A 23,199-nucleotide genomic window follows, 5' to 3' on the forward strand; every position below is an offset into this window, starting at 1 on the left:
TATGCGTTAGAGCGTCCGCCTCCACGCAGCGACCAGTTCCACCGCCCGTTCTCTGACCGCCGCGACGCTGTCGCCGGGACGATAGAGCGCTCCGCCGACACCGATCCCTTCGCAGCCAGCGGCCAGCCATTCCCCGATCGTGTCGGCGCCCGTGCCTCCGACCGCCCAGACGCCGACATGTTTGGGCAGCACGTCCTTCACCGCCTTCACATAGGCAGAGCCGAGGCGCGCGGCGGGGAAGAGCTTGATGCGGCGAGCGCCCGCCTTGATCGCAGCGAAGGCTTCGCTGGGCGTCATGAAGCCGGGAAGCAACTCCAGGCCCAGCTGCGCGCCTCGGGCAATGACCTGCGGGTCGGTGTTGGGCGTCACCATGATGCGGCCGCCTGCATCGTGCAGATTCTGGACCGCCTCGACCGACAGCACCGTGCCGCCGCCGATCAGTGCGCGGTCGCCAAATTCGGCCTGCATCGCGGCGATGCTCTTGAGCGGTTCGGGCGAATTGAAGGGGACTTCCAGGATGCGGATGCCTGCCTCGATCAGCGCGGCGCTCATGTCGAGCGCTTCTACGGGCTTCACGCCGCGCAGGATCGCGCAGATAGGAGGCGCGCCGACGGCAAGCAGGTCATCGAGGGTCATAGGCGGGGTCTCCGGTCAATGAGGCAGGTTGTGCGGTGTGTTTTGGCCATTTCCGTACATTTTCGAAGTTCGTCATCCCCGCGAAGGCGGGGATCCATCTCCTGACCTAACCGCTTGATGCAACGCTGGGAGATGGATTCCCGCCTTCGCGGGAATGACAAAACAGGAAGCGTCCGCCTTCCACCCAAAGCTGCCATCACACCAAACCCAGCCCGGCTAGCGAACAAGCATCGCCATCCAGCACTTGCGAGGCCAGCCCCTGTCTTCCCAGCGCCTGCGCATAGCGAACCGATAACTGGGCATCTCCGACCAACAGAATGTCATCCGCTTCTCCCAGCGTGCTGCGGATTTCCGCGATCTCGCAGCCGATGATGAGGCCGGACAGATAGCCCGTCGACCAATCCTCCGACCTGCCGCCACGCAACCGCATCGCCCGCGCGGCGAACAGCGAGGCGAGCAGCCGCCCCTCCCCTGCCCGCTCCAGCCCTTCGGCAAAGCCTGCTGCTTCCTGCGCGGGATCGGCCCGGTCAACCTTCGTCCCCAGGGTCGAGCGATCCCGCAGCAGCGCGAACAACTCCCCCGTCGGCATGGTGCGGAAGGAGACAATGCGGCCATCTTCTACCACCGACCATTTATTGTGCGTGCCGGGCAGGACGATGAGGTGCCGCCCCTGCCGCAATGCCGGTTCGCGGGCCATGGCTCCGAAAATCTGCGTTTCCTCGCCCCGCATCACATCGGGCACCCCGTCAGGACCGACGCAGGCGAGCCCGGCCATGATGCTGAGCGGCGTGCCGCGCCAGTCGAAGCGCACCGCGGCGGCGCGCCAGGCTGCGGCGTCAGCGGGGCAATCGGCATAGGGCGCCTCCACCCAGCCGTCGCGAGCGCCGGCCATGCCGCAGAGGCGTATCTCTCTGGGCGCGCCTTCCTCCAACCAAGGGGCGATGGTGGCGGCAAAGGCGGCTTCAGCTTCCTTTCCCACCGCGCCGATGCCGGGGCCGTCGCGGCGGGCCGTGACATGGCCCTGCTCCACGCGAAACAGGCGCAAGCGGCTGGTGCCCCAGTCCCCGATGACCGCATATTGGCTCATCAAATTCGTCACTAGCTCTCAAGCATCCTTGAATTTCTATTTGTCTGAGTATATCGGAGAGGCGAGCGCGTCAATGTGCCCCCAATTCGATCTGCCCTTTTCTTCGACAGGATGCCCCTTTCATGAGCGAATCGCCCAAGCCCGCCCATAAGTTGCGCAGCCGCGCCTGGTTCGACAACCCCGACAATATAGACATGACCGCGCTCTATCTGGAGCGTTATCTGAATTTCGGTCTTTCGCTGGAGGAACTGCGCAGCGGCAGGCCGATCATCGGCATCGCCCAGACCGGCAGCGACCTGTCACCCTGCAACCGTCACCATATGGTGCTGGCGGAGCGCATTCGCGAAGGCATCCGCGAAATGGGCGGGATCGCGCTGGAATTTCCGGTGCATCCGATCCAGGAAACCGGCAAGCGGCCGACGGCGGGGCTGGACCGCAACCTCGCCTATCTGGGGCTGGTCGAGGCGATCTACGGCTATCCGCTGGACGGGGTGGTGCTGACCACGGGCTGCGACAAGACGACGCCCGCGCTGCTGATGGCGGCGGCGACGGTGAATATTCCCGCGATTGCCCTGTCGGTCGGACCGATGCTCAATGGCTGGCACAAGGGCGAGCGCACCGGGTCGGGAACCATCGTGTGGCATGCGCGGCAATTGCTCGCGGCGGGCAAGATCGATGATGAGGGCTTCATCAAGCTGGTGGCGTCTTCGGCGCCCTCGACCGGCTATTGCAACACCATGGGCACGGCGACGACGATGAACTCGCTGGCCGAAGCGCTGGGCATGATGCTGCCCGGATCGGCGGCGATCCCGGCGCCCTATCGCGATCGGCAGGAGGTCGCCTATCGGACCGGCAAGCGCATTGTCGAGATGGTGGCGGAGGATCTGAAGCCTTCCGATATTTTGACGCTGGACGCCTTCCATAACGCCATTGTGGTGAACTCGGCCATTGGCGGATCGACCAATGCGCCGATCCACCTGGCCGCCATTGCGCGCCATGCCGGCATCGACCTGCCGCTCAAGGATTGGGAGACGGTCGGGCATAAGGTGCCGCTGCTGGTGAACCTCCAGCCTGCGGGCGAATATCTGGGCGAGGATTATTATCGTGCCGGTGGCGTGCCCGCCGTGGTCAGCCAGCTTATCGGGCAAGGACTGATCCGCGAGGGCGCGATGACCGTCAACGGCAAAACCATCGGCCAGAACTGCAGGGGCGTGGAGATCGAGGATGAGAAGGTCATCCGTCCGTTCAACCAGCCGCTCAAGGAAGAGGCGGGCTTTCTCGTCCTGTCGGGCAATCTGTTCGACGCGGCGGTGATGAAGACCAGCGTGATCTCCGAGGAGTTCCGCAGCCGCTATCTCTCCAACCCCAACGACCCCAATGCCTTTGAAGGTCCGGCGGTCGTGTTCGACGGGCCAGAGGATTATCACCGCCGCATTGATGATCCAGCGGTCGGCATCACGCCCGACACGCTGCTGTTCATGCGCGGCGCTGGCCCCATCGGCTATCCAGGCGCGGCGGAGGTCGTGAACATGCGGCCGCCCGCTTATCTGATCACCGAAGGCATCTCCGCCCTGCCCTGCATCGGTGACGGACGTCAGTCGGGCACGTCGGGCAGCCCCTCGATCCTCAACGCCTCGCCCGAAGCGGCGGCGATGGGTGGGCTTGCACTGCTGCGGACCGGCGACCGGGTGCGGATGGACCTCAACACCGGCACGGTGAACGTCCTCATTCCCGACGAGGAACTGGAAGCGCGCCGGGCTAAGCTGGTGGCGGAGGGCGGGTTCAAATATCCCGCCTCCCAGACCCCGTGGCAGGAAATCCAGCGCGCCGTCGTCGGCCAGATGAATACAGGCGCGATCCTCGAAGGCGCGGAGAAATATCAGCGCATCGCCCAGACCATGGGCCTGCCCCGCGACAATCATTGAAGGCCATTGGCATTAATCCCCCAATCCCGGAGTTTTTCCCATGTTCAACGGAGCCATCCTCATCGGCGCGAGCGAGCGTCAGGGCGGCGAGCCTTTCTTCGCGATCGATCCGTCGACCGGCGCGAAGGGCGAAGTCGCCTTCCGCAACGCTTCGGCCGCTGACGTAGCCGATGCCTGCACACTCGCTGACGCCGCGTTCGAGAGCTTTTCGACGCTGACGCCCGAAGCCCGCGCCGCCTTTCTGGAGGCCATGGCCGACCAGATCATCGCCATTGGCGACCTGCTGATCACGACTGCCATGAGCGAGACCGGCCTGCCCCGCGGCCGTCTGGAGGGTGAGCGCGGTCGCACCATCGGCCAGTTGCGCCTGTTCGCCGGCTATGTCCGTCAGGGCGACTGGCTGGACGCCACCATCGACCCGGCCCTGCCGGAACGCACCCCGCTGCCGCGCGGCGACCTGCGCCGCGTCAACCATGCGGTCGGCCCGGTCGCCGTGTTCGGCGCGTCCAACTTCCCCCTCGCCTTCTCGGTCGCGGGCGGCGACACGGCATCGGCCTTCGCCGCCGGTTGTCCGGTCGTGGTCAAGGGCCACCCCGCCCACCCCGGCACCGGCGAGCTGGTCGCCCGCGCCATCGCCGCCGCCGTCAAGGCCAGCGGCCTGCATGAAGGCGTGTTTTCCTACCTGCCCGGCACGACCAACGAACTGGGCGGCGCGCTGGTGGCCGATCCGCGCATCAAGGCGGTGGGCTTCACCGGATCGCGCGGCGGCGGCCTTGCTCTGATGAAGATCGCGGCGAACCGCGAGGAACCGATCCCGATCTATGCCGAAATGTCGAGCATCAACCCGGTCGTGCTGTTGCCGGGCGCGCTCGCGGCCCGCGCCGAAGCCTTGGGCAGCGCCTTCGTCGGCTCGCTGACTCTCTTTTCGGGCCAGTTCTGCACCAATCCTGGCATGGTGATCGCGCTCGACGGCCCCGATCTGGACCGCTTCATGGCTTCGGCCGCCGAAGCGCTTTCGGCCAATAGCGCGCAGGTCATGCTGACGCCGGGTATCCATGCGGCTTACGAAAAGGGCGTCGCTGCGCTGGCCGGGGCCGAGGGCGTCGCCACGCTCGCACGCGGCGCGGAACCAGAGGGCGTCAACCGGGGCCGGCACGCCCTGTTCGCCGCCAGCGGCGAGCAGTTCCGCGCCAATCCGGCGCTGGCGCATGAAGTGTTCGGTTCCTCCTCGATCCTCGTCAAATGCGCGACCATAGAGGAAGTCGTCGCCACCATCGCCCGGATGGAGGGCCAGTTGACCGCGACGCTCCAGATGGAAGACAGCGACCAGGCCGATGCCGCAAAGCTGCTGCCCACCTTGTCCCGCAAAGTCGGCCGCGTGCTCGCGAACGGCTGGCCGACCGGGGTCGAAGTGACCCATGCCATGGTGCATGGCGGTCCCTTCCCTTCGACCTCCGACGGGCGCACCACCTCGGTCGGCACACTGGCGATGATGCGCTTCCTGCGCCCGGTCTGCTATCAGGATGTGGCCGACGCGGTGCTGCCCCCTGCCTTGCAGGCCGCCAATCCGTGGAAGCTGACCCGCCGCATCGAAGGCAGGCTGGAAGTCGCGGCATGACCATCAAGGCAGGCCTTGTCGGCTTGGGCAAGATCGCCCGCGACCAGCATCTGCCCGCGATCGAAAAGATCGAGGGCATAGAGCTGGTCGCGGTTGCCAGCCGCAATGCGCTGGGCGAAGGGGTGCGCAATTATCCCGACCTTGGCGCCATGCTGCCGGGCGAGCCGGATCTCGACGCCGTGATCCTCTGCCAGCCGCCGCAGGTCCGCTATCAGGCGGCGCGGCAGGCGATATTGGCGGGCAAGCATGTCTTCCTGGAAAAGCCGCCCGGCGCGACCGTGTCCGAAGTGGAGGCGCTGATCGCGCTGGCGAAGGCGCAGAATGTCACCCTCTATGCAAGCTGGCACAGCCGCTATGCCGCCGCCGTCGCGCAGGCCAAGACGTGGATGGCTTCGCGCACCATCGAACGCATATCGATCCAGTGGCGGGAGGATGTGCGCCACTGGCATCCCGGCCAGCCCTGGATCTGGGAAGCGGGCGGCTTTGGCGTGTTCGATCCGGGCATCAATGCGCTCTCGATCCTGACCGAGATCGTGCCGGAGCCGGTGACGCTACTGTCCGCCAGTCTGGAAGTGCCCGCGAACAAGGACGCCCCCATCGGCGCCGACCTTAAAATGGCGACCGCTTCGGGCGCGCCGGTGGAGGCCGTGTTCGACTGGCGGCAGACCGGGCCGCAGACCTGGGACATCGCCGTCGAAACGGCGAATGGCAGCCTGCTGCTGTCCGAGGGCGGGAACACGCTTCGACTGGACGGAGAAGTCCAGTTGAAGGCGCCGGACGAGGAATATCCGGCCATGTATCGGCGTTTCGTCGGGCTGGTGGCGGACAAGGCGATCGATGCCGATATCGCGCCGCTGCGATTGGTGGCGGATGCCTTCCTTTGTGGGCGGCATTGCCCTACGACGGCGTTCGAGGATTGAACCGAGGGGGCTGAAAGTTGGGAAGCGGGCGCAAGGATGGGACGGAACGCAGATTTGCGCCGGACGAAAGCTCGCTCCGCATCCACCAAGCCATTGCGAAGCAGTTGGGCACCGCGATCCTGATGGGCACCCACAAGCCCGGCGACCTGTTCGAAGGGGAGATCGAGGCGTCGGAACGGCTCCAGGTCTCCCGCACCGCCTATCGCGAGGCGGTGCGCATCCTGATCGCCAAGGGCATGCTGGAAAGCCGCCCCAAGGCCGGAACCCGCGTGCTGCCGCGCGCCCGCTGGAATGTGCTGGACCCCGAAATGCTCGCCTGGATGTTCGCGGGCGAGCCGGACCGCGATTTCATCCGCGATCTGTTCGAACTGCGCGGCGTGATCGAACCGGCGGCGGCCGAATTCGCGGCGCGGCGGCGGACTGATGAGCAATTGGCCGTCATGGCGCAGGCACTGGAGGATATGGAAAGCCATGGCCTCTCCACGCCAGAGGGCCGGGCGGCGGACCAGCGCTTTCACAACGCGATCCTCGCCGCGACGCATAATGACGCGCTCGCCGCGCTGGCAAGCTCAGTGGGGGCGGCGGTGAGCTGGACCACCACCTTCAAGCATCGCAAGAAACTCCTGCCCCGCGACCCACTGCCCGATCACAAGGCGGTCTGTCAGGCCATCGCCAGCCGCGACACTGCGGCCGCGCGCAACAGCATGGTGGAATTGCTGCGGCTGGCGATGGCCGACATGGACAGTGTCCTCGCTGAACCCGGCAGGGATTGAGGGTTCGTCCAAGGGCTGCGCCAGGGTCTGCCGCCAACGGATAATCCGGCTTGCCAGCCTTTGCCGGGAACAGGGCGGCGGTACGTGGCATGCCCCCTCCCCTGGCTGTGCGATGAGCCGCGCTGTCGAGCAAGTGGGCCATGCGCTGTATCAGAGCAGTGATCCGTGCCGCGATTAAACTGGATCAACTTCCCTATATGGATAGAAACATTATGATATGTTTATAGACATATATCTAATGATATAAATGACCCGTTTTGATACTTATGCTTTACTCCAACCGCATTGAAAATGACAAATTTCTACTTCATCTTCCCCTAGGGCTTACCAAAGAAATATGTCGATTCGGGCATATTCTTAACGCGTTGGGTATGTGTCGGGCGCTGAGCCGCCCATGTGGGGGGGCATTGTCATGGCAGGTGCAAGCGGTACGACCATTTTGAACGGCGGGACCGGCAGCGACAATCTCGTCGGCGGATCGGGCGACGACTTCCTGGATGGCGGCGCGGGGAACGACACGCTGAACGGCGGGTCCGGCAGCGACACGCTCGATGGCGGCGCCGGCATCGATCGCGTCCTGGGCGGATCGGGGGCAGACACGCTGATCTACAAGGCATTCGAAAATCAGTGGCTCAGCGGGTCCAGCTATTCCAGCGGCGCCGTTTCCGGCGGAACCTATATGGGCACGTCGAGCGGCACGGGATATTCGGGCTATGACTATTATGACGGCGGGTCGGGCTCGTCCAAGCTGGGCACGCAAAATGTCGCTGATGTGGACAAGCTGCAAATCTGGCTGAGCCCGACGCAACTTGCCGACGCGGCGATCCGCGCAGAGATCGACTATGTCCAGAACATCTGGATCCCGGCGCAGAAGAACGCGAATACCGGCCAGACCGGGCCTGCCATCTATCAATTCAAGACGATCAACCTGCAGATTTCCCAGGTTGAAACCATCGACATTCGGAACTTCAACGGAAGCACCGATATAATCGGCCCTAAGCTTATCTCCGTGACGATGAGCGACACGGCGCTGAAGATCGGCGATACGTCGACGGTGACGGTCACCTTCTCCGAAGCGGTGACCTTCGACAATAGCGACGTGACGGTGGAGCATGGAACGCTCTCGACCTTCACCAGCAGCCCGGACGGCAAGGTCTGGACAGCGACTTTCACGCCGACGGCGAATATCGAGGACAGCTCGAACGTCGTGACGGTGGGGCCGAACTATACCGACATTGCAGGCAATGCGGGCACCGGCGGGACGAGCGCCAATTACGCGATAGACACCAAGGCGCCGACCCTGTCGATCACCGATGATGAAGCCGCGGCGGTCGCCAACAATGCTGGCGGCGCGGTGGTATTCACCTTCACCTTCAGCGAAAATGTGACGGGGTTCGCGGCAGGCGACATCACTGTCACCGGCGGCACCGCCGGAACGTTCACGGCGATCAATGGGCAGAGCTATACGCTGTCGGTCACGCCGGACGCCGACAGCCAGTCGGGGACGATCGCTGTCTCCGTCGCCGACGGCGCTGCCGTGGATGGTGCGGGCAACCCCATCATCGGAGCAAGCGCCAGCCAGAATTACGATACAAAGAACCCGACCGTGACCGACGTGACGGTCAGCGATGCGCTGATCGCGGACAATGATGCTGGTTCGATTTTCACGGTGACGGTGACCTTCAGCGAGGCGATGGACCAGAGCGTCGATCCGACGCTGAGCTTTGCTCCCGCCATGGGCGCCACCCTCACGCCTGGATCGGGCGGCTGGGTCAACGCGACCACCTATCAGGCGCACTATGCCGTCGCGGACGGCAATGTCGATCATGACAGCGTGACCATCGACGTCAGCGGCGCCCGGGACTTGGCGGGCAATCTGCAGGACGACTATGCCCCGCAGAGCGAGTTTGCGGTGGATACGCTCAATCCGACCGTGACCGTCGGCTTTGCCGGGACGGCGCTCAGCGACGGCACCGCCAGTTCGCAGGTAAACTTCGTCTTCAGCGAGGCGCCGGTCGGCTTTGCCCAGGGCGACATCAGCGCGACCCACGGCGCCATCAGCAATCTGGTGATGGACGACGCCACCCATTATCACGCCACCTTCACCGCCGATGACGGCTTTAGCGGCACTGGCTCGGTGACGGTCGACGCGGCCAGGTTCACCGATGCGGCGCTCAACGGCAATGCGGCGGCCACCCCGGCAACGATCGATATCGACACGCTCAATCCCACTCTTGTATCGGTGACGATGAGCGACACGGCCCTGAAGATTGGGGACACGTCGACGGTGACGGTCACCTTCTCCGAGAAGGTGCTGGACTTCGACAACAACGACGTGACGGTGGAGCATGGGACGCTCTCGACCTTCACCAGCCTGGACGGCAAGGTCTGGACCGCGACCTTCACGCCGACCGCGAATATCGAGGACAGCTCGAATGTCGTGACGGTGGGGCCGAACTATACCGACCTGGCGGGCAATGCGGGCAGCGGCGGGACGAGCGCCAATTATGCGATCGACACCAAGGCGCCAACCCTGTCGATCACCGATGATGAAGCCGCGGCGGTCGCCAACAATGCAGGCGGCGCGGTGGTGTTCACTTTCACGTTCAGCGAGGATGTCACCGGCTTTACCACCGATGACATCACCGTCACCGGCGGGACGGCGGGCACGTTCACGGCGATCGACGGCCACAGCTATACGCTGTCGGTCACGCCGGACGCCAATAACCAGGCAGGAACCATCGGCGTTTCCGTGGCGAACGGCGCCGCCACGGATGGCGCGGGCAACCCCATCATCGGATCGAGCGCCAGCCAGAATTACGATACAAAGAACCCGACCGTGACCGACGTGACGGTCAGCGATGCGCTGATCGCGGACAATGATGCTGGTTCGATTTTCACGGTGACGGTGACCTTCAGCGAGGCGATGGACCAGAGCGTCGATCCGACGCTGAGCTTTGCTCCCGCCATGGGCGCCACCCTCACGCCTGGATCGGGCGGCTGGGTCAACGCGACCACCTATCAGGCGCACTATGCCGTCGCGGACGGCAATGTCGATCATGACAGCGTGACCATCGACGTCAGCGGCGCCCGGGACTTGGCGGGCAATCTGCAGGACGACTATGCCCCGCAGAGCGAGTTTGCGGTGGATACGCTCAATCCGACCGTGACCGTCGGCTTTGCCGGGACGGCGCTCAGCGACGGCACCGCCAGTTCGCAGGTAAACTTCGTCTTCAGCGAGGCGCCGGTCGGCTTTGCCCAGGGCGACATCAGCGCGAGCCATGGCGCCATCAGCAATCTGGTGATGGACGACGCCACCCATTATCACGCCACCTTCACCGCCGATGACGGCTTTAGCGGCACGGGCTCGGTGACGGTCGACGCGGCCAGGTTCACCGATGCGGCGCTCAACGGCAATGCGGCGGCCACCCCGCGACGATCGATATCGACACGCTCAATCCCACTCTTGTGTCGGTGACGATGAGCGACACGGCCCTGAAGATTGGGGACACGTCGACGGTGACGGTCGCCTTCTCCGAAGCGGTGACGGGCTTCGACAACAGCGATGTGACGGTGGAGCATGGGACGCTCTCGACCTTCACCAGCCTGGACGGCAAGGTCTGGACCGCGACCTTCACGCCGACCGCGAATATCGAGGACAGCTCGAATGTCGTGACGGTGGGGTCGGGCTATACCGACCTGGCGGGCAATGCGGGCAGCGGCGGGACGAGCGCCAATTATGCGATCGACACCAAGGCGCCAACCCTGTCGATCACCGATGATGAAGCCGCGGCGGTCGCCAACAATGCTGGCGGCGCGGTGGTGTTCACTTTCACCTTCAGCGAGAATGTGACGGGCTTTACCGCCAGCGACATCACCGTCACCGGCGGGACGGCGGGCACGTTCACGGCGGTCAATGGCCACAGCTACACGCTGTCGGTCATGCCGAACGCCGACAGCCAGTCGGGGACGATCGCCGTCTCCGTGGCCGATGGGGCTGCCACCGATCTTGCCGGCAACGCGGTCACCGGCGCCAGCGCCAGCCAGAATTATGATACGCTCAACCCCACCGTGACCGTCGGCTTTGCCGGGACGGCGCTCAGCGACGGCACCGCCAGTTCGCAGGTGAACTTCGTCTTCAGCGAGGCGCCGGTCGGCTTTGCCCAGGGTGACATCAGCGCGAGCCACGGCGCCATCAGCAATCTGGTGATGGACGACGCCACCCATTATCACGCCACCTTCACCGCCGATGACGGCTTTAGCGGCACGGGCTCGGTGACGGTCGACGCGGCCAGGTTCACCGATGCGGCGCTCAACGACAATGCGGCGGCCACCCCCGCGACGATCGATATCGACACGCTCAATCCCACTCTTGTGTCGGTGACGATGAGCGACACGGCCCTGAAGATTGGGGACACGTCGACGGTGACGGTCGCCTTCTCCGAAGCGGTGACCGGGTTCGACAACAGCGACGTGACGGTGGAGCATGGGACGCTCTCGACCTTCACCAGCCTGGACGGCAAGGTCTGGACCGCGACCTTCACGCCGACCGCGAATATCGAGGACAGCTCGAATGTCGTGACGGTGGGGCCGAACTATACCGACCTGGCGGGCAATGCGGGCAGCGGCGGGACGAGCGCCAATTATGCGATCGACACCAAGGCGCCAACCCTGTCGATCACCGATGATGAAGCCGCGGCGGTCGCCAACAATGCTGGCGGCGCGGTGGTGTTCACTTTCACCTTCAGCGAGGATGTCACCGGCTTTACCACCGATGACATCACCGTCACCGGCGGGACGGCGGGCACGTTCACGGCGATCGACGGCCACAGCTATACGCTGTCGGTCACGCCGGACGCCAATAACCAGGCAGGAACCATCGCTGTCTCCGTCGCCGACGGCGCTGCCGTGGATGGTGCGGGCAACCCCATCATCGGATCGAGCGCCAGCCAGAATTACGACACCCTCAATCCGACTCTTGCGTCGGTGACGATGAGTGACAGCGCTCTCAAGATTGGCGATACGTCCATTGTGACGGTGACCTTTTCCGAAGCGGTGACCGGGTTCGACAACAGCGACGTGACGGTGGAGCATGGGACGCTCTCGACCTTCACCAGCCTGGACGGCAAGGTCTGGACAGCGACTTTCACGCCGACGGCGAATATCGAGGATGATTCGAACGTCGTGACGGTGGGGTCGGGCTATACCGACCTTGCGGGCAATGCGGGCACCGGCGGGACGAGCGCCAATTACGAGATAGACACCAAGGCGCCGACCCTGTCGATCACCGATGATGAAGCCGCGGCAGTCGCCAACAATGCTGGCGGCGCGGTGGTGTTCACCTTCACCTTCAGCGAGAATGTGACGGGCTTTACCGCCAGCGACATCACCGTCACCGGCGGGACGGCGGGCACGTTCACGGCGGTCAATGGCCACAGCTACACGCTGTCGGTCACGCCGGACGCCAATAACCAGGCAGGAACGATCGGCGTTTCCGTGGCGAACGGCGCCGCGATGGATGGCGCGGGTAACCCCATCATCGGAGCCAGCGCCAGCCAGAATTATGATACGAAGAACCCGACAGTAGCTGTAAACATCATCGATGCTTCTTTGGATAATAACGATCCCAGTTCCCAGGTGACCTTCACATTTTCCGAAACGCCGGTTGGATTTGGATCCGGCGATATAAGTGCGGTCGGCGGCACGATAAGCAACTTCCAGTCTACGGCCGATCCGCTGGTCTATACCGCGACATACACCAAAACTGCCGGCTTTACCGGGACTGGCAGCGTATCGGTGGGTTCGACGCTCTATACGGATGCGGCGCTCAATCCGGGCGCTCCGGGATCGGACACCGTGGCGGTCAGCAGTGGAGATACGACATCACCGGGCATCACTTCTATTACAGGCCTTCAGGGCAATAATAATCAAAACAGCAAGTTGATCATTACGTTCAACGAAGCGATGAACACGTCGTTCTTCGATGCTTCGAAAATTCACCTTGCCGCCGCCACCGGAACCGCCTCAATCGTGACAGGAACCGGGGCATGGTCATCGAACAACACTGTGTTCACGATCGAGGTCGCCAAAACGAATGGCGCCAATAACGGCACATCCTATACTGCAGCCATCGATGCGGGCGCGTTCAAGGATGTCGCAGGCAATTTAAGCAATGCTGCACAGGCAAGCGGCCTGAAACCGGCGGGCGTCGCGGGAGCGCCGATCAACCTTGGCCTCTCCTCTCCGGCCGACCAGGCGGGCGATGTTCTCGTCACCGTCACCCACATGCCCGACGACTGGGCGCTGAACGGCGGCACCCGCAATGCTGACGGCAGCTGGACCGTCCTGACCGCCGATCCGCGCGCACTGTCCGTCACCACGCCTTCCACCTTCGCGGGCGCCATGGTGCTGGATGTCGCGATGAGCTGGACGCAGGCAGACGGGGCCATGGCGACCATGCATATCGCTGACAATGTCGAGGCCTATGCCCCCGGCAACCCGATCTTCGCCTGGTCGGGCGACGACACGCTGACCGGATCGGCGCAAGCGGACATCTTCGTGTTCGCTCAGCCGATCGGCGCCGATCAGGTACATGATTTCGATATCGGAGCCGACCGGATCGATCTGATCGGCTATGCCGGGATCGGTGATTTTTCCGGCGTGCTCGCGCATCTTGCGGAGGACGCATCGGGCAATGCGCTGCTCACCTTGGCGGAAGGGCAGACGATCACGCTTCAGGGCGTGACGGCGGCGGCGCTGACGACGGCAAACTTCCTGTTCGACGAAACGCCTGTGGTCAGCAATTCCGGCGTCATGACTATCGGCAACGGGGCAATGCTTCCCTTGAGCGGCACGATCGTCAACAGCGGCGTGATCAGCCTTGAATCGACGGGCGACACGACATTGCTGCAGCTTATCCAATATGGCACGACGCTTCAGGGCGGCGGCCATGTGGTGCTGAGCGACGATGGCGGCAATGTCATCAGTGGAACGCTGCCGTCCGTCACGCTGAACAATGTGGACAACATCATATCTGGCGCGGGCGAGATCGGCGCGGGCACGCTGACCCTCATCAATGGTGGCTCGATCATCGCCGACGGAACCCATGGGCTTGTGCTCGACACGGGAACCAATATGATCAGCAACAGCGGAATCATCGCAGCCACGGGCAGCGGTGGCCTGACGGTGGTCAGCGCGATCGACAATGAAGGTCTGATCCAGCTCAACTCCAGCCATGCGGTGCTGGTCGGGGATGTAAGCGGTAGCGGCGATGTGGTGCTGTCGGGCACCGCGACGGTCGAATTCGGCGGTCACGTGACATCCGACATCGTGGTCGATGCGGGGGCGACTGGCCTGATCCTGTTCGATGACAGCATCTCTTTCAGCGGGACGATCGCGGGACTGGACAGCGATGATCGCGTCGACCTTTCAGACCTGGCGTTCGATGCGGCGACCATGCTGAGCTATGCTGCCAATGATACAGGGACCGGCGGGGTGCTGACGGTGACCAGCGGAGCCGACGTCGCGCATCTGACGCTGATCGGCAGCTATCATGCCGAAGATTTCGGCCTGTGGTCCGACGGGCATTCGGGAACGCTGATCAGTTTCGGCTGATCTGGGTCTCTTCGAAATTCCGATGGCATTTCCCGCCGGGACCATCATGATCGGTTACATGAGCACCATGGCAGCGCCATGGTGCTCATGCGTTTTCCCGATGAACCAAGAGAGCCTTGATCGACGCGATGATGGAGCACCCCATTCTCATCAATCGTCCGCTGGTGGTGTCACAGCTGAGCGTTAAGCTCTGCCGCTCATCCGAGGCGGTTCTGGATCTCCTCCCATCCCCGCAGTCCGCCCCTTTCGTGAAGGAGGATGGCGAAGCCGTGAAGGCGACGCGGCGATGACCATCGTCATTCGTCCGGCCAGGATCGCGGACGCGGCTTCGATCGCCGCGATTTATGCTTATCATGTACTGCATGGCACGGCGACTTATGAGACCGTTCCGCCCTCCGTCGCTGATACCGAGGCGAAAATCAGGAACCTGGCCGGACGCGGCTGGCCCTTTCTGGTCGCCTACATCAATGCGGAGGTCGTTGGCTATTGCTATGCGACGCAGTTTCGGGACCGGCCCGCCTACGCCTTTGCGTGCGAGGACAGCATCTATGTCGCCCATGACCGCCTGGGCGCCGGGATCGGCCGCGCCTTGCTCCGGGCCTTGATCGATGCCGCCACAATTTCCGGCTTTCGCCAGATGGTCGCGGTCGTCGGAGGCGCGGAGCCGGCGTCCGTGGCGCTGCATGCATCCTGCGGCTTCCACCAGGTCGGACGCCTGGCCGCTATGGGCTGGAAAGCCGGAAAATGGCTGGACACCGTCTATATGCAGATCGCGCTGGGCGACGGTTCCACGACGCCTCCCCCTTCCGCCTGATCGGAGATCCGGCCATGACCCTGTTCGAACGATATCTCACCTTGTGAGCGGCCCTTTGCATGGGCGCGGCATCGGCGTGACGCGCGTCGTGCCCGTGGTCGTCGCACAGCTTGTTCGGTCCGCCATGTTACGGCGCAACCATGCCGCGCTCGATGCGCTGCCACTTAACTGTGGTCACGACCCGGCAATGCCAAGCCGGGGAAATGGGGTGGGGCAAAGCCCACCCCGCCCGTCTCACAGACCGTCTACGGCCTTGCTGACAAGAATATTCACCGCAACGCGGCGGTTCTGCGCCTTGCCTTCAACAGTATCATTGCTCGCCACAGGGTCCGCTTCGGACATCCCGGTGGGGGTCAGCATGCGATAGGGTTTCCAGCCGCAGGCTTGCTGCAGGTAATTGATGACGCGACCGGCTCGCTTTTCGCTAAGCTGCTGGTTATATTCATAGTCTCCCGTCGAATCCGTGTAACCGACGACAAGCAGCAGGGCGTTGCTCATCCCTTCGGCAGTGGTCGCCGCGGCGCAGAGCTCGTTTTTCGCCTGAGCGGACAGCACCGCCTTGCCAGTGTCGAAATTCACGTTCGTCGTGCTTTTGATATTATACTGGTCGATCTCACCCATGCGACCGCGCAGCGCCGCCGTTGCCGCAGTCTGTTCGGCAAAGCCCTGCTCGGTGCCGTTTTGGATCATCGACGCAGTCCGGAGATCCTTGTTCTGCAGATTGATCTGGCTCGCCACCAGGCCGCCATCCGATTGCAGCGTCTTGACCGTCACCGGCACACCGTTGAGCAGCGAGGTCGCGGCAAGCCTGCTGCGGTTGAGGCCGAAAAAGCCCTTGCTGGCGCTGATCTTGGTGGCATCGTTGATGACGATGACGGACTTGGTGCCGTCGGCCGCCGTGACCTGCATCTTGTCGCCGCTGCGCGCGGAAATGATGCCCTTGATCTCCGGCCCTGCGGCCAGCTTAGCCGGAGGCAAATAGGCGGTCGCCGAAACGTCGGCGGCAGGCGCGGGCGCGTCCTGCGTCTGCGCGGACAAACTGCCCGAAGATGCCCCGGAAAGTAGGGCAAGCATTAAGAGAAATTTCGGGCTTTTGGAAATGACACTCATCACGCTACTCCTTCAAAATTCGACCAGTCGGGCCTGCGTGACCGCAGCTTTTCGTCCGACTGCCGCCCGCGTGATGGCGTATTCAGCTGTCAGAACCCCCTCCATTTACCTTCGTAAGATGTACGGCACGGCGCTGCGGATGAGCGCCATGGATGTTCTGCCTGTTCAGATTAACCTTTCTGCCACATGAACAGGCCGCTCACGCCGGTGCTTGTGCAGGCAATAGGAGTGCATCGTGCGACGAACCGATGCAGACCATGCAGACCATGCCGGGCAAACGAATGTTCATGCGTGGTAGAGTTACCCAATAGATTTTGGAGAGATTGTCCTCAATTGACAACCATTTGTTCCAAAGAAAGCAGTACTGAGTTCCCGGCCAAAATTCGACAGTCCACGATTTTTCCTTTCGAAACATTCATTTGGTGCCGTCTTGGCATCTGCTTTCGGCGCCTTGAACCGGTCCTGCCCACCCGAATCGGGAATCCAAGCCGGGATTTGAGCGATCTCCCATTCAAAGCAACGAGGCAGATCCGAGGTTCCGGAACGATCAGGGAGTCCGTCATGAAGCGCGTCGACCAGCCCGCAACAATTCTTGCGCGGGGTAGAGCTTGTTATTGATTAACGCAGGGCGCATATCAGGGTCATTGGCACTCTTGTTGGAGACTGCCAGCTCGCAAATTGGTAGCGCTGGCTTCCGCTTGTGAAAGCGACGATTTAGTCGCGGACCAGCGCCAGGAAAGTCGGACCCAAGCCATGACAGCCAAAGACGTGAAATTGGCGCACGAAGCCCGTGAAGGCATCGCGCGCGGCGTCGACATCCTTGCCAATGCCGTGCGCGTGACGCTTGGCCCAAAGGGGCGCAACGTCCTTATCGACAGGGGCTTCGGCGCGCCCCGGATCACCAAGGACGGCGTCACCGTCGCCAAGGAATTGGAATTCAATAACAAGTTCGAGAATATGGGCGCGCAGATGATCCGCGCCGTCGCGTCCAGGGCGCATGATCATGCTGGAGACGGCACCACGACGGCGACCGTCCTCGCCCAGGCGATCGTTCAGGAGGGGATGAAGTCGGTATCGGCCGGCATCGATCCAATGGACCTCAAACGGGGCATCGACCTGGCCGTCACCGCCGTCGTTGCCGAACTCAAGGCCCGGTCCAAGCCGGTGTCGAACAATCAGGAAATCGCACAGGTCGGCATCGTGTCGGCCAATGGCGATGAGATCGTCGGCAACCGGATTGCCGAGGCGATGGAGAAGGTCGGCAAGGAAGGCGTCATCACCATCGAGGAAGGGGCGAGCGTCGAGTTCGAACTGGATGTGGTCGAGGGAATGCAGTTCGATCGCGGCTATCTGTCGCCCTATTTCGTTACGAACAGCGAGAAGATGGCGGTCGAACTGGAAGACCCCGTCATTCTGATCCACGAAAAGAAGATGAGCAATGTGCAGGCGATGCTGCCCATATTGGAAGCGGTCGCGCAAGCGCACCGTTCGCTGCTCATCATTGCCGAGGATATCGAAGGGGATGCGCTGTCGACGCTGGTCGTCAACAAGCTGCGCGGGGGACTGAAGGTCGCTGCGGTCAAGGCGCCGGGCTTTGGCGATCGCCGCAAGGCGATGCTGGAGGATCTGGCCATATTGACGGCAAGCGACGTGGTGACCGAGGATCTTGGCATCAAATTGGAGGATGTCACGCTGGACAGGCTGGGTACGGCCAAGCGCGTGACGATCGCGAAGGATCACACGACGATCGTCGACGGCGCCGGCAGTCCGGAAGTCATCAAGGCCCGCGTCGCGGCGCTCCAGGCACAGATCGAAACCACCACGAGCGATTATGACCGGGAAAAGCTGCAAGAACGTCTTGCGAAGCTGTCCGGTGGCGTCGCCGTCATCAAGGTCGGCGGGTCATCCGAACTGGAGGTCAAGGAACGCAAGGATCGAGTGGAGGACGCTCTGCACGCGACCCGCGCAGCGGTGGAGGAAGGCATATTGCCCGGCGGCGGCACCGCGCTCCTTTATGCGTCGAAAGCGCTGGACGGCCTTGTCCCCGTCAATGACGACCAGCGGCGCGGCATCGACATCATCCGCAGGGCACTGCAGGCGCCGCTCCGCCAGATCGCGGAGAATGCCGGACATGATGGCGGCGTGGTTGTAGGTCGATTGCTGGACGGGAAAGACGAAAATCTGGGCTTCAACGCGCAGAGCGAGCAATATGAGAATCTCTTCCAGTCCGGCGTCATCGATCCCACCAAGGTTGTCCGCACCGCCTTGCAGGATGCGGCCTCCATTGCCGGGTTGCTGATCACCACCGAAGCGGCGGTTGCCGAACTGGGAACCGACAGCCGCGGCCCGCAAGCCATGGCTTCCGGCGCGGGATTCTAGAGCATCGTGTGCAAAAGTGGGAACCGGTTTTGCGCGAAAAACGATGCGACAACAAAGAACTAGAGCGCGTGCCCTGCGTCCAATCACCGTACACGACTCATCGGGAATGGAGCGGAATGAGTAGCCGTATGGGAGCGGCGTCGCTCCATGCGGAGGCGGCTTTGGGTTGATCGTTGATAATCCATTGCCTGAGGCTGTCGAAGCCGAGCCGGAACCATGATTTTTGGCGTCGCCCATGGGTTTTGCGCGGGATGGCTTTCATGCCCATGACGCGGGTGGCGCATCGATATGCCCAGATTATAGCGAGGGTGACGACGACGAGCAGACAGTCGAGCTTGCGTGGGTTTTTGATGCGGGTGTCTTCCAGGTTGAGACCGCGGGTTTTGGCGTCACCGAAGAGGCATTCGATGCCCCAGCGCCTGCGGTAGAGATTGAGAGCCTGCCTTGCCTCCGGCTGGTTGGTCGCGACGATCAAAACCTGCTTGTCGGCCAAGCGTTTTGCGGCGATCCGCAGTGGCTGGCTGGTGGCGCCTGTCGTTCCATTGAGCCGCCCTTCCCATATTGCCGTTCCGCCCACCCGCTTTCGCCGCAAGAGCGTGCGGAACGACCATGTTGTGCCGTTAGCCAGGTTGAGGGTCATGTCTTCCTTCAGGCGGATCGCAAAGGGAATATTGTTTTCATTGAGGAAATCCATCCACTGTGCGCCGATGAACTCGCGGTCGGCGAGCAGCAGTTCGATTGAAGCAGCGGGAAACAGGGCCAGATAGCGCTGCATCAAGGCAATGCGCTGATCGGTATCGGAACAGCCCTGATGTCCGATCATGCTCCACAGCAACGGCACTCGGAAACGGCGCGTCACGATCGCCAGCATGAGGATGTTGACGTCGGTCGAGCCGATCTTCCAGTTGGTCCGATCGAGTACCAGGCATTTCTTGCGGGACAGATTGAGCATGCTCACCACGAGCAGCGCCAGCCGATCCGATTCCAGTTGAACGTGCTGGAAAAAGCGCTGCAGTCGGCGATAGCCCGAAGCGTGCGTTGCTTGCCCGGGCAAATGACAGGCCAGATGTGTCAGGTTCACTGTCCGCGATTGCGCAAGCGCCATCACAAGCACCGCCAATGTTTCAAGCCGGCTCTTGCCCAGCCTGAACTGGCGGCATAACGTCTTCATCAGGGCGGCATGACAAGCTGTGAACATCGTAGATCCTCTTGGTCGAGAATCTTCAGTTCAAGCACATCATGCCGCCCTTCGACACTCTGTCGTGTACGGTGGCGTCCAATTTAACGCAGCGCGCTCTAGCGGCTTCGATCCCGTGGGCTGCATCGATCCGGCACCCTGACGAATAGATGCACGCCGACCGGAAGTTTCGTGTTAGAATTCGTCATCACGCCGATCATGCCGCAGGCATGTTGTGACAGAGAGACCATCGCGCTCCCGCCTGCAAACGGGAGATAGAGCAATGTCTGATGATCCGACCCCTAGCCGCCCTGCCGATGCGACGGCGTCATGACGATCCGCACGACACGCAAAGCGATGACATTTTCAGCGCCCTTTCGCCTGCCGGAATTCGAAGCGCTTTTGCCCGCCGGCACTTATGTCGTGGAAACCGATGAAGAACCATTTGAGGGCAATGTCCACACAGGCTTTCGCCGGGTCGCGACCACCCTGCGTATCCGGAAAGGCGCGACCATCGAACATCACCAGGTCGCCCCTCAGGATCTGGAGGCAGCGTTGCAAAAAGATCGCGATACCGCGCATGGCGGGTTGGTTCCAGCCGGTCCGCCGACAGAGCAGACCCGGCCTTCTGATGGCCCGCCGCCGGCAAACTGGCGCTGGGTTCCTTTGTGGGTCCGAAACACGCCCTCCGATGGCGGACGGTAGGCCAGTCATGTTCAACAGTTCAGCGATGTGCAGGCAGCAGGCAGCGCATCATCGGCAGGTTGCCGCCGCCACGCTGCTTGAGAAGGTACGGACGATCGCGCTGGCGGCCGCAAGCGCCTGGGACATCCAGGCCGGGGAGGCTGAGGCACGCGAAGCCGGAAAGCAGGATATGCTCAGCGCGGAAGATGCGGCGATCGCTCTGGAATTTCAGCGGGAGGATGAAGAAGAGGCGGCGATCCGCGCCAACGACAAGCTGGACGAAGCGATTTCAATCCCCTGCGACAGCCATGATAGGACCAGCATGTGAACGTTCAGATCGAGCAATTCGGTACCTGGTTGATAGGACAGCACAGCCGTCCTGGTTGGATAGGAGACCTGGCACGGGCGGCGGCGGGCGACCGGACATTTCCTCGGTCGGGAGACCCCGATACGATACGCGGTCATCTTAATCGAACGCACGCGGACGCGGACATGTTCGAGGCGCTCGACGATGCTGAAGCGCTCTGGTTCGGATTCGGACGGCACTGATCGCAGCTCCCCGCAACAATCCAAAAACACTTTTTGAAGGAATGCCCAAATGGCCAAAAGTCAGAAAAAATCAAATCGCGAGGTTCGCAAACCCAAGGCCGAAAAGCCCAAGAAGCACAATGCATCCAACCCGTCGCAAAAGCCGGGCGGATTGAATATTATAACCTTGAAAAGCTGAAACCCTTCCGCTGGTCAAATAAGCAACCCCTAAAGGGTATGCCGCGAACCTATGAACCGGCCTTGCAAAGGGGGTGCAAGCCGGGCATTGGACGGCGTCACCGCGCAATGGACGCCATGCTGGTTTACGTCGCGATTGATCTGAGAATGCGACAGGAACAGCATGAATCGTAACGACGCTTCATCAAAGCGGTCTTCTGACATGCGGGCCTACATCGCCGATGAACGGCAAGCCAAGACCGCCAAGGCAAGCCACCCGCCCATAGAGACGGTGGATGTCGCGGACATTCCGGGCGGTGGCCAATTGCATTTGCTCAAATGCGGCAGGGAATTTTCCATCCAGTTCGGCAGCGACGAGTTGATGGGAAGTCAGGACCATGTTTCGGAAATGGCGCTGGCCACGATGACGAGCCAACGCCTGACCAGGAAAGACGGGCATGTCCTTGTAGGCGGGCTTGGCATGGGCTTCACTCTGGACGCGGTCCTTGCGGCCTGGACTGCCGAGGCCTTTGTGACCGTCGCGGAACTGGTTCCTCAGATCGTCGTCTGGGCCAAGGGGCCGCTGGCGCATCTGTTCAAGAATAATCTCGCGGACCCCCGCGTCAGCCTCCGCCTGCACGACGTCTACGATGTCATCGCGGAAACGTCGGAGCATTTCGACGCCATCCTGCTGGATGTCGATAACGGGCCGGACGGCTTCATCACCCCCGGCAACGACCGGCTATATTCGCATGCCGGTCTTGCCGCTGCCTACGCCGCATTGCGGCCGGGGGGGCTCTTGTCCATCTGGTCGTCCTATACGGACGATTGCTTTGCCGGGAGGCTGGAAGAGTCGGGTTTCGAAGTCGATGAAATCATCTTGCCAGCCTATATCGGCAGTTCGGAGCGTTGGCATAATATCTGGTTCGCGGCCAAGCCGGGCAACCCCGCCAACCTATCTCCCCCGCAGTGATGCCCCCTTCCGGAGCAGAACGGAAATGATCTTGGAATAGGCCCGCGCCTGTTCCTCATGCTTCCTCCTCTCGACAGGGCAGATGGCGAGATCGGCATGGTTCAGTTCCGCCTGTCTGCGGCGATCGAGATAATCGAAGCGGTCCATGGTTATTTCCGATGGAGCGAGGGGGACCATTGCCGGGCCATGTGCGATGCCGAGCGGGTTACGGCGCCCTCGATCAGCTTGTCCTTCATCAATATGCGAAAGGCGTCGGCATCCCTGGGATCGAGCATCACGACCCTTGCGCCACCGGAAACCAACGCTTCCACGGCGGATATCCGGAATGCGTGCTTCGTGCATGCCGCCTCGATGACATCGGTCGTGGCCCACACGTTGACGACCCTGCTCATGCCGCACCGCCTTCCACGTTGAACGGAAAGGGGTTGAAGGAAGCCGAACCATCCGATCGCTGGGTGCGGTAAGGATGGGGATGGTGGCGGATGCGGGTCGCATATCCCTGTGCGAGCCGTTGATGAACGCGGCGCGCCACGGAGCTATGCGCGATCCGTGCGCGCAGCAGCTCCTCCTGCTCGCGTTTCAACAGGTAATTCAGGTCTTCCATGACTGGGCTCCTCTGCTGGCAAGCGGGAGCACGATGGTCTCTCTGTCACGGCGAATGCTTGCAGCAAATTTCGCGCAATAATGACTTGATAGCATGGAAGGCCATTCCCGTCCCCCGGGAAAGGCGCGCGGATGTAAAAAATTCTGTTCCGGTCGCCTGGGGGCTGCTACGGAAGATCAT

The 23,199-nt window shown here is 62.4% G+C and carries 19 protein-coding genes and 1 pseudogene; 12 read left to right on the forward strand and 8 right to left on the reverse strand.

Going from position 1 to position 23,199, the window contains the following annotated elements:
• Window positions 1-6 precede the first annotated feature (6 nt).
• Together K426_RS16865 and K426_RS16870 are read right to left on the reverse strand one after the other, a co-directional pair.
• Complete coding sequence (locus K426_RS16865) at window positions 7-636, reverse strand: 2-dehydro-3-deoxy-6-phosphogalactonate aldolase (RefSeq protein WP_066559496.1); 630 nt, start codon at window positions 634-636, stop codon at window positions 7-9.
• Window positions 637-832: 196 nt separating this feature from the next.
• A complete protein-coding gene (locus K426_RS16870; protein ID WP_066559498.1) occupies window positions 833-1,723 on the reverse strand; it encodes a 2-dehydro-3-deoxygalactonokinase in 891 nt (296 codons plus the stop codon).
• Between the two features lie 122 nt (window positions 1,724-1,845).
• On the opposite strand from K426_RS16870, the gene K426_RS16875 reads away from it, so the two are divergent.
• The 8 genes and pseudogenes from K426_RS16875 to K426_RS16910 all read left to right on the forward strand — a co-directional run bounded on the left by K426_RS16875 (window position 1,846) and on the right by K426_RS16910 (window position 15,387).
• On the forward strand, window positions 1,846-3,648 hold the full coding sequence (locus tag K426_RS16875) for an IlvD/Edd family dehydratase (protein WP_066559501.1): 1,803 nt from the start codon (window positions 1,846-1,848) through the stop codon (window positions 3,646-3,648).
• 40 nt (window positions 3,649-3,688) lie between these two features.
• The gene (locus K426_RS16880) at window positions 3,689-5,266 is read left to right on the forward strand and encodes an aldehyde dehydrogenase (NADP(+)) (RefSeq protein ID WP_066559503.1); all 1,578 of its coding nucleotides are present in this window, start codon (window positions 3,689-3,691) and stop codon (window positions 5,264-5,266) included.
• Window positions 5,263-6,186 carry a Gfo/Idh/MocA family protein gene (locus tag K426_RS16885; protein ID WP_066559506.1) on the forward strand — a complete coding sequence of 308 codons (924 nt, stop codon included), beginning with the start codon at window positions 5,263-5,265 and terminating at the stop codon, window positions 6,184-6,186. Before K426_RS16880 ends, K426_RS16885 begins: the two co-directional genes overlap by 4 nt.
• 17 nt (window positions 6,187-6,203) lie before the next feature.
• Window positions 6,204-6,959, forward strand: a complete 756-nt coding sequence (locus K426_RS16890) for a FadR/GntR family transcriptional regulator (RefSeq protein ID WP_066559509.1) — start codon at window positions 6,204-6,206, stop codon at window positions 6,957-6,959.
• A 412-nt stretch (window positions 6,960-7,371) separates the two neighbouring features.
• On the forward strand, window positions 7,372-10,437 hold the full coding sequence (locus K426_RS16895) for an Ig-like domain-containing protein (protein WP_066559512.1): 3,066 nt from the start codon (window positions 7,372-7,374) through the stop codon (window positions 10,435-10,437).
• Window positions 10,438-10,439: 2 nt separating this feature from the next.
• A complete protein-coding gene (locus tag K426_RS16900) occupies window positions 10,440-14,573 on the forward strand; it encodes a beta strand repeat-containing protein (RefSeq protein WP_066559516.1) in 4,134 nt (1,377 codons plus the stop codon).
• 104 nt (window positions 14,574-14,677) lie between these two features.
• Window positions 14,678-14,863, forward strand: a pseudogene (locus K426_RS16905) (ArsC/Spx/MgsR family protein); the annotation flags it as partial.
• Window positions 14,860-15,387 carry a GNAT family N-acetyltransferase gene (locus K426_RS16910; protein ID WP_066559525.1) on the forward strand — a complete coding sequence of 176 codons (528 nt, stop codon included), beginning with the start codon at window positions 14,860-14,862 and terminating at the stop codon, window positions 15,385-15,387. The pseudogene K426_RS16905 and the gene K426_RS16910, both read left to right, overlap by 4 nt.
• 234 nt (window positions 15,388-15,621) lie before the next feature.
• On the opposite strand, the gene K426_RS16915 is transcribed toward K426_RS16910, so the two are convergent.
• Entirely contained in the window at window positions 15,622-16,497 is an 876-nt protein-coding gene (locus tag K426_RS16915) for an OmpA family protein (RefSeq protein ID WP_066559527.1), read from the reverse strand.
• A 753-nt stretch (window positions 16,498-17,250) separates the two neighbouring features.
• Here K426_RS16915 and groL point away from each other — a divergent pair.
• Window positions 17,251-18,876: a chaperonin GroEL gene (gene groL, locus K426_RS16920; RefSeq protein ID WP_066561921.1), complete on the forward strand. Its 1,626-nt coding sequence runs from the start codon at window positions 17,251-17,253 to the stop codon at window positions 18,874-18,876.
• Window positions 18,877-18,973: 97 nt separating this feature from the next.
• Here groL and K426_RS16925 read toward each other — a convergent pair whose 3' ends face one another.
• On the reverse strand, window positions 18,974-19,990 hold the full coding sequence (locus K426_RS16925; RefSeq protein ID WP_237230037.1) for an IS4 family transposase: 1,017 nt from the start codon (window positions 19,988-19,990) through the stop codon (window positions 18,974-18,976).
• A 429-nt stretch (window positions 19,991-20,419) separates the two neighbouring features.
• Window positions 20,420-20,635 (reverse strand): hypothetical protein, encoded by a 216-nt coding sequence (locus K426_RS31355; protein WP_145907359.1) that lies wholly within the window; start codon window positions 20,633-20,635, stop codon window positions 20,420-20,422.
• A gap of 130 nt (window positions 20,636-20,765) precedes the next feature.
• Between K426_RS31355 and K426_RS16935 the strand changes: the two genes are divergently transcribed.
• The 3 genes from K426_RS16935 (at window position 20,766) to K426_RS16945 (ending at window position 22,415) form a co-directional block, all read left to right on the forward strand.
• Entirely contained in the window at window positions 20,766-21,065 is a 300-nt protein-coding gene (locus tag K426_RS16935; protein ID WP_197672723.1) for a hypothetical protein, read from the forward strand.
• A gap of 270 nt (window positions 21,066-21,335) precedes the next feature.
• Window positions 21,336-21,464 (forward strand): hypothetical protein, encoded by a 129-nt coding sequence (locus tag K426_RS32860; protein WP_257721798.1) that lies wholly within the window; start codon window positions 21,336-21,338, stop codon window positions 21,462-21,464.
• Window positions 21,465-21,665: 201 nt separating this feature from the next.
• Complete coding sequence (locus K426_RS16945) at window positions 21,666-22,415, forward strand: spermidine synthase (protein ID WP_066559533.1); 750 nt, start codon at window positions 21,666-21,668, stop codon at window positions 22,413-22,415.
• Here K426_RS16945 and K426_RS16950 read toward each other — a convergent pair.
• The 3 genes from K426_RS16950 to K426_RS16960 are packed head-to-tail and all read right to left on the reverse strand — an operon-like array spanning window position 22,398 to window position 23,019.
• Entirely contained in the window at window positions 22,398-22,562 is a 165-nt protein-coding gene (locus K426_RS16950) for a hypothetical protein (protein WP_162492912.1), read from the reverse strand. The two genes, K426_RS16945 and K426_RS16950, sit on opposite strands and share 18 nt — an antisense overlap.
• Before the next feature lie 2 nt (window positions 22,563-22,564).
• The gene (locus K426_RS16955) at window positions 22,565-22,807 is read right to left on the reverse strand and encodes a hypothetical protein (protein WP_066559540.1); all 243 of its coding nucleotides are present in this window, start codon (window positions 22,805-22,807) and stop codon (window positions 22,565-22,567) included.
• Window positions 22,804-23,019 carry a hypothetical protein gene (locus K426_RS16960; protein ID WP_066559543.1) on the reverse strand — a complete coding sequence of 72 codons (216 nt, stop codon included), beginning with the start codon at window positions 23,017-23,019 and terminating at the stop codon, window positions 22,804-22,806. The genes K426_RS16955 and K426_RS16960 overlap by 4 nt, the downstream gene beginning before the upstream one ends.
• Window positions 23,020-23,199 lie beyond the last annotated feature (180 nt).

It is taken from the genome of Sphingobium sp. TKS (genome assembly GCF_001563265.1).
In the GTDB taxonomy this organism is placed as follows: Bacteria; Pseudomonadota; Alphaproteobacteria; order Sphingomonadales; family Sphingomonadaceae; genus Sphingobium.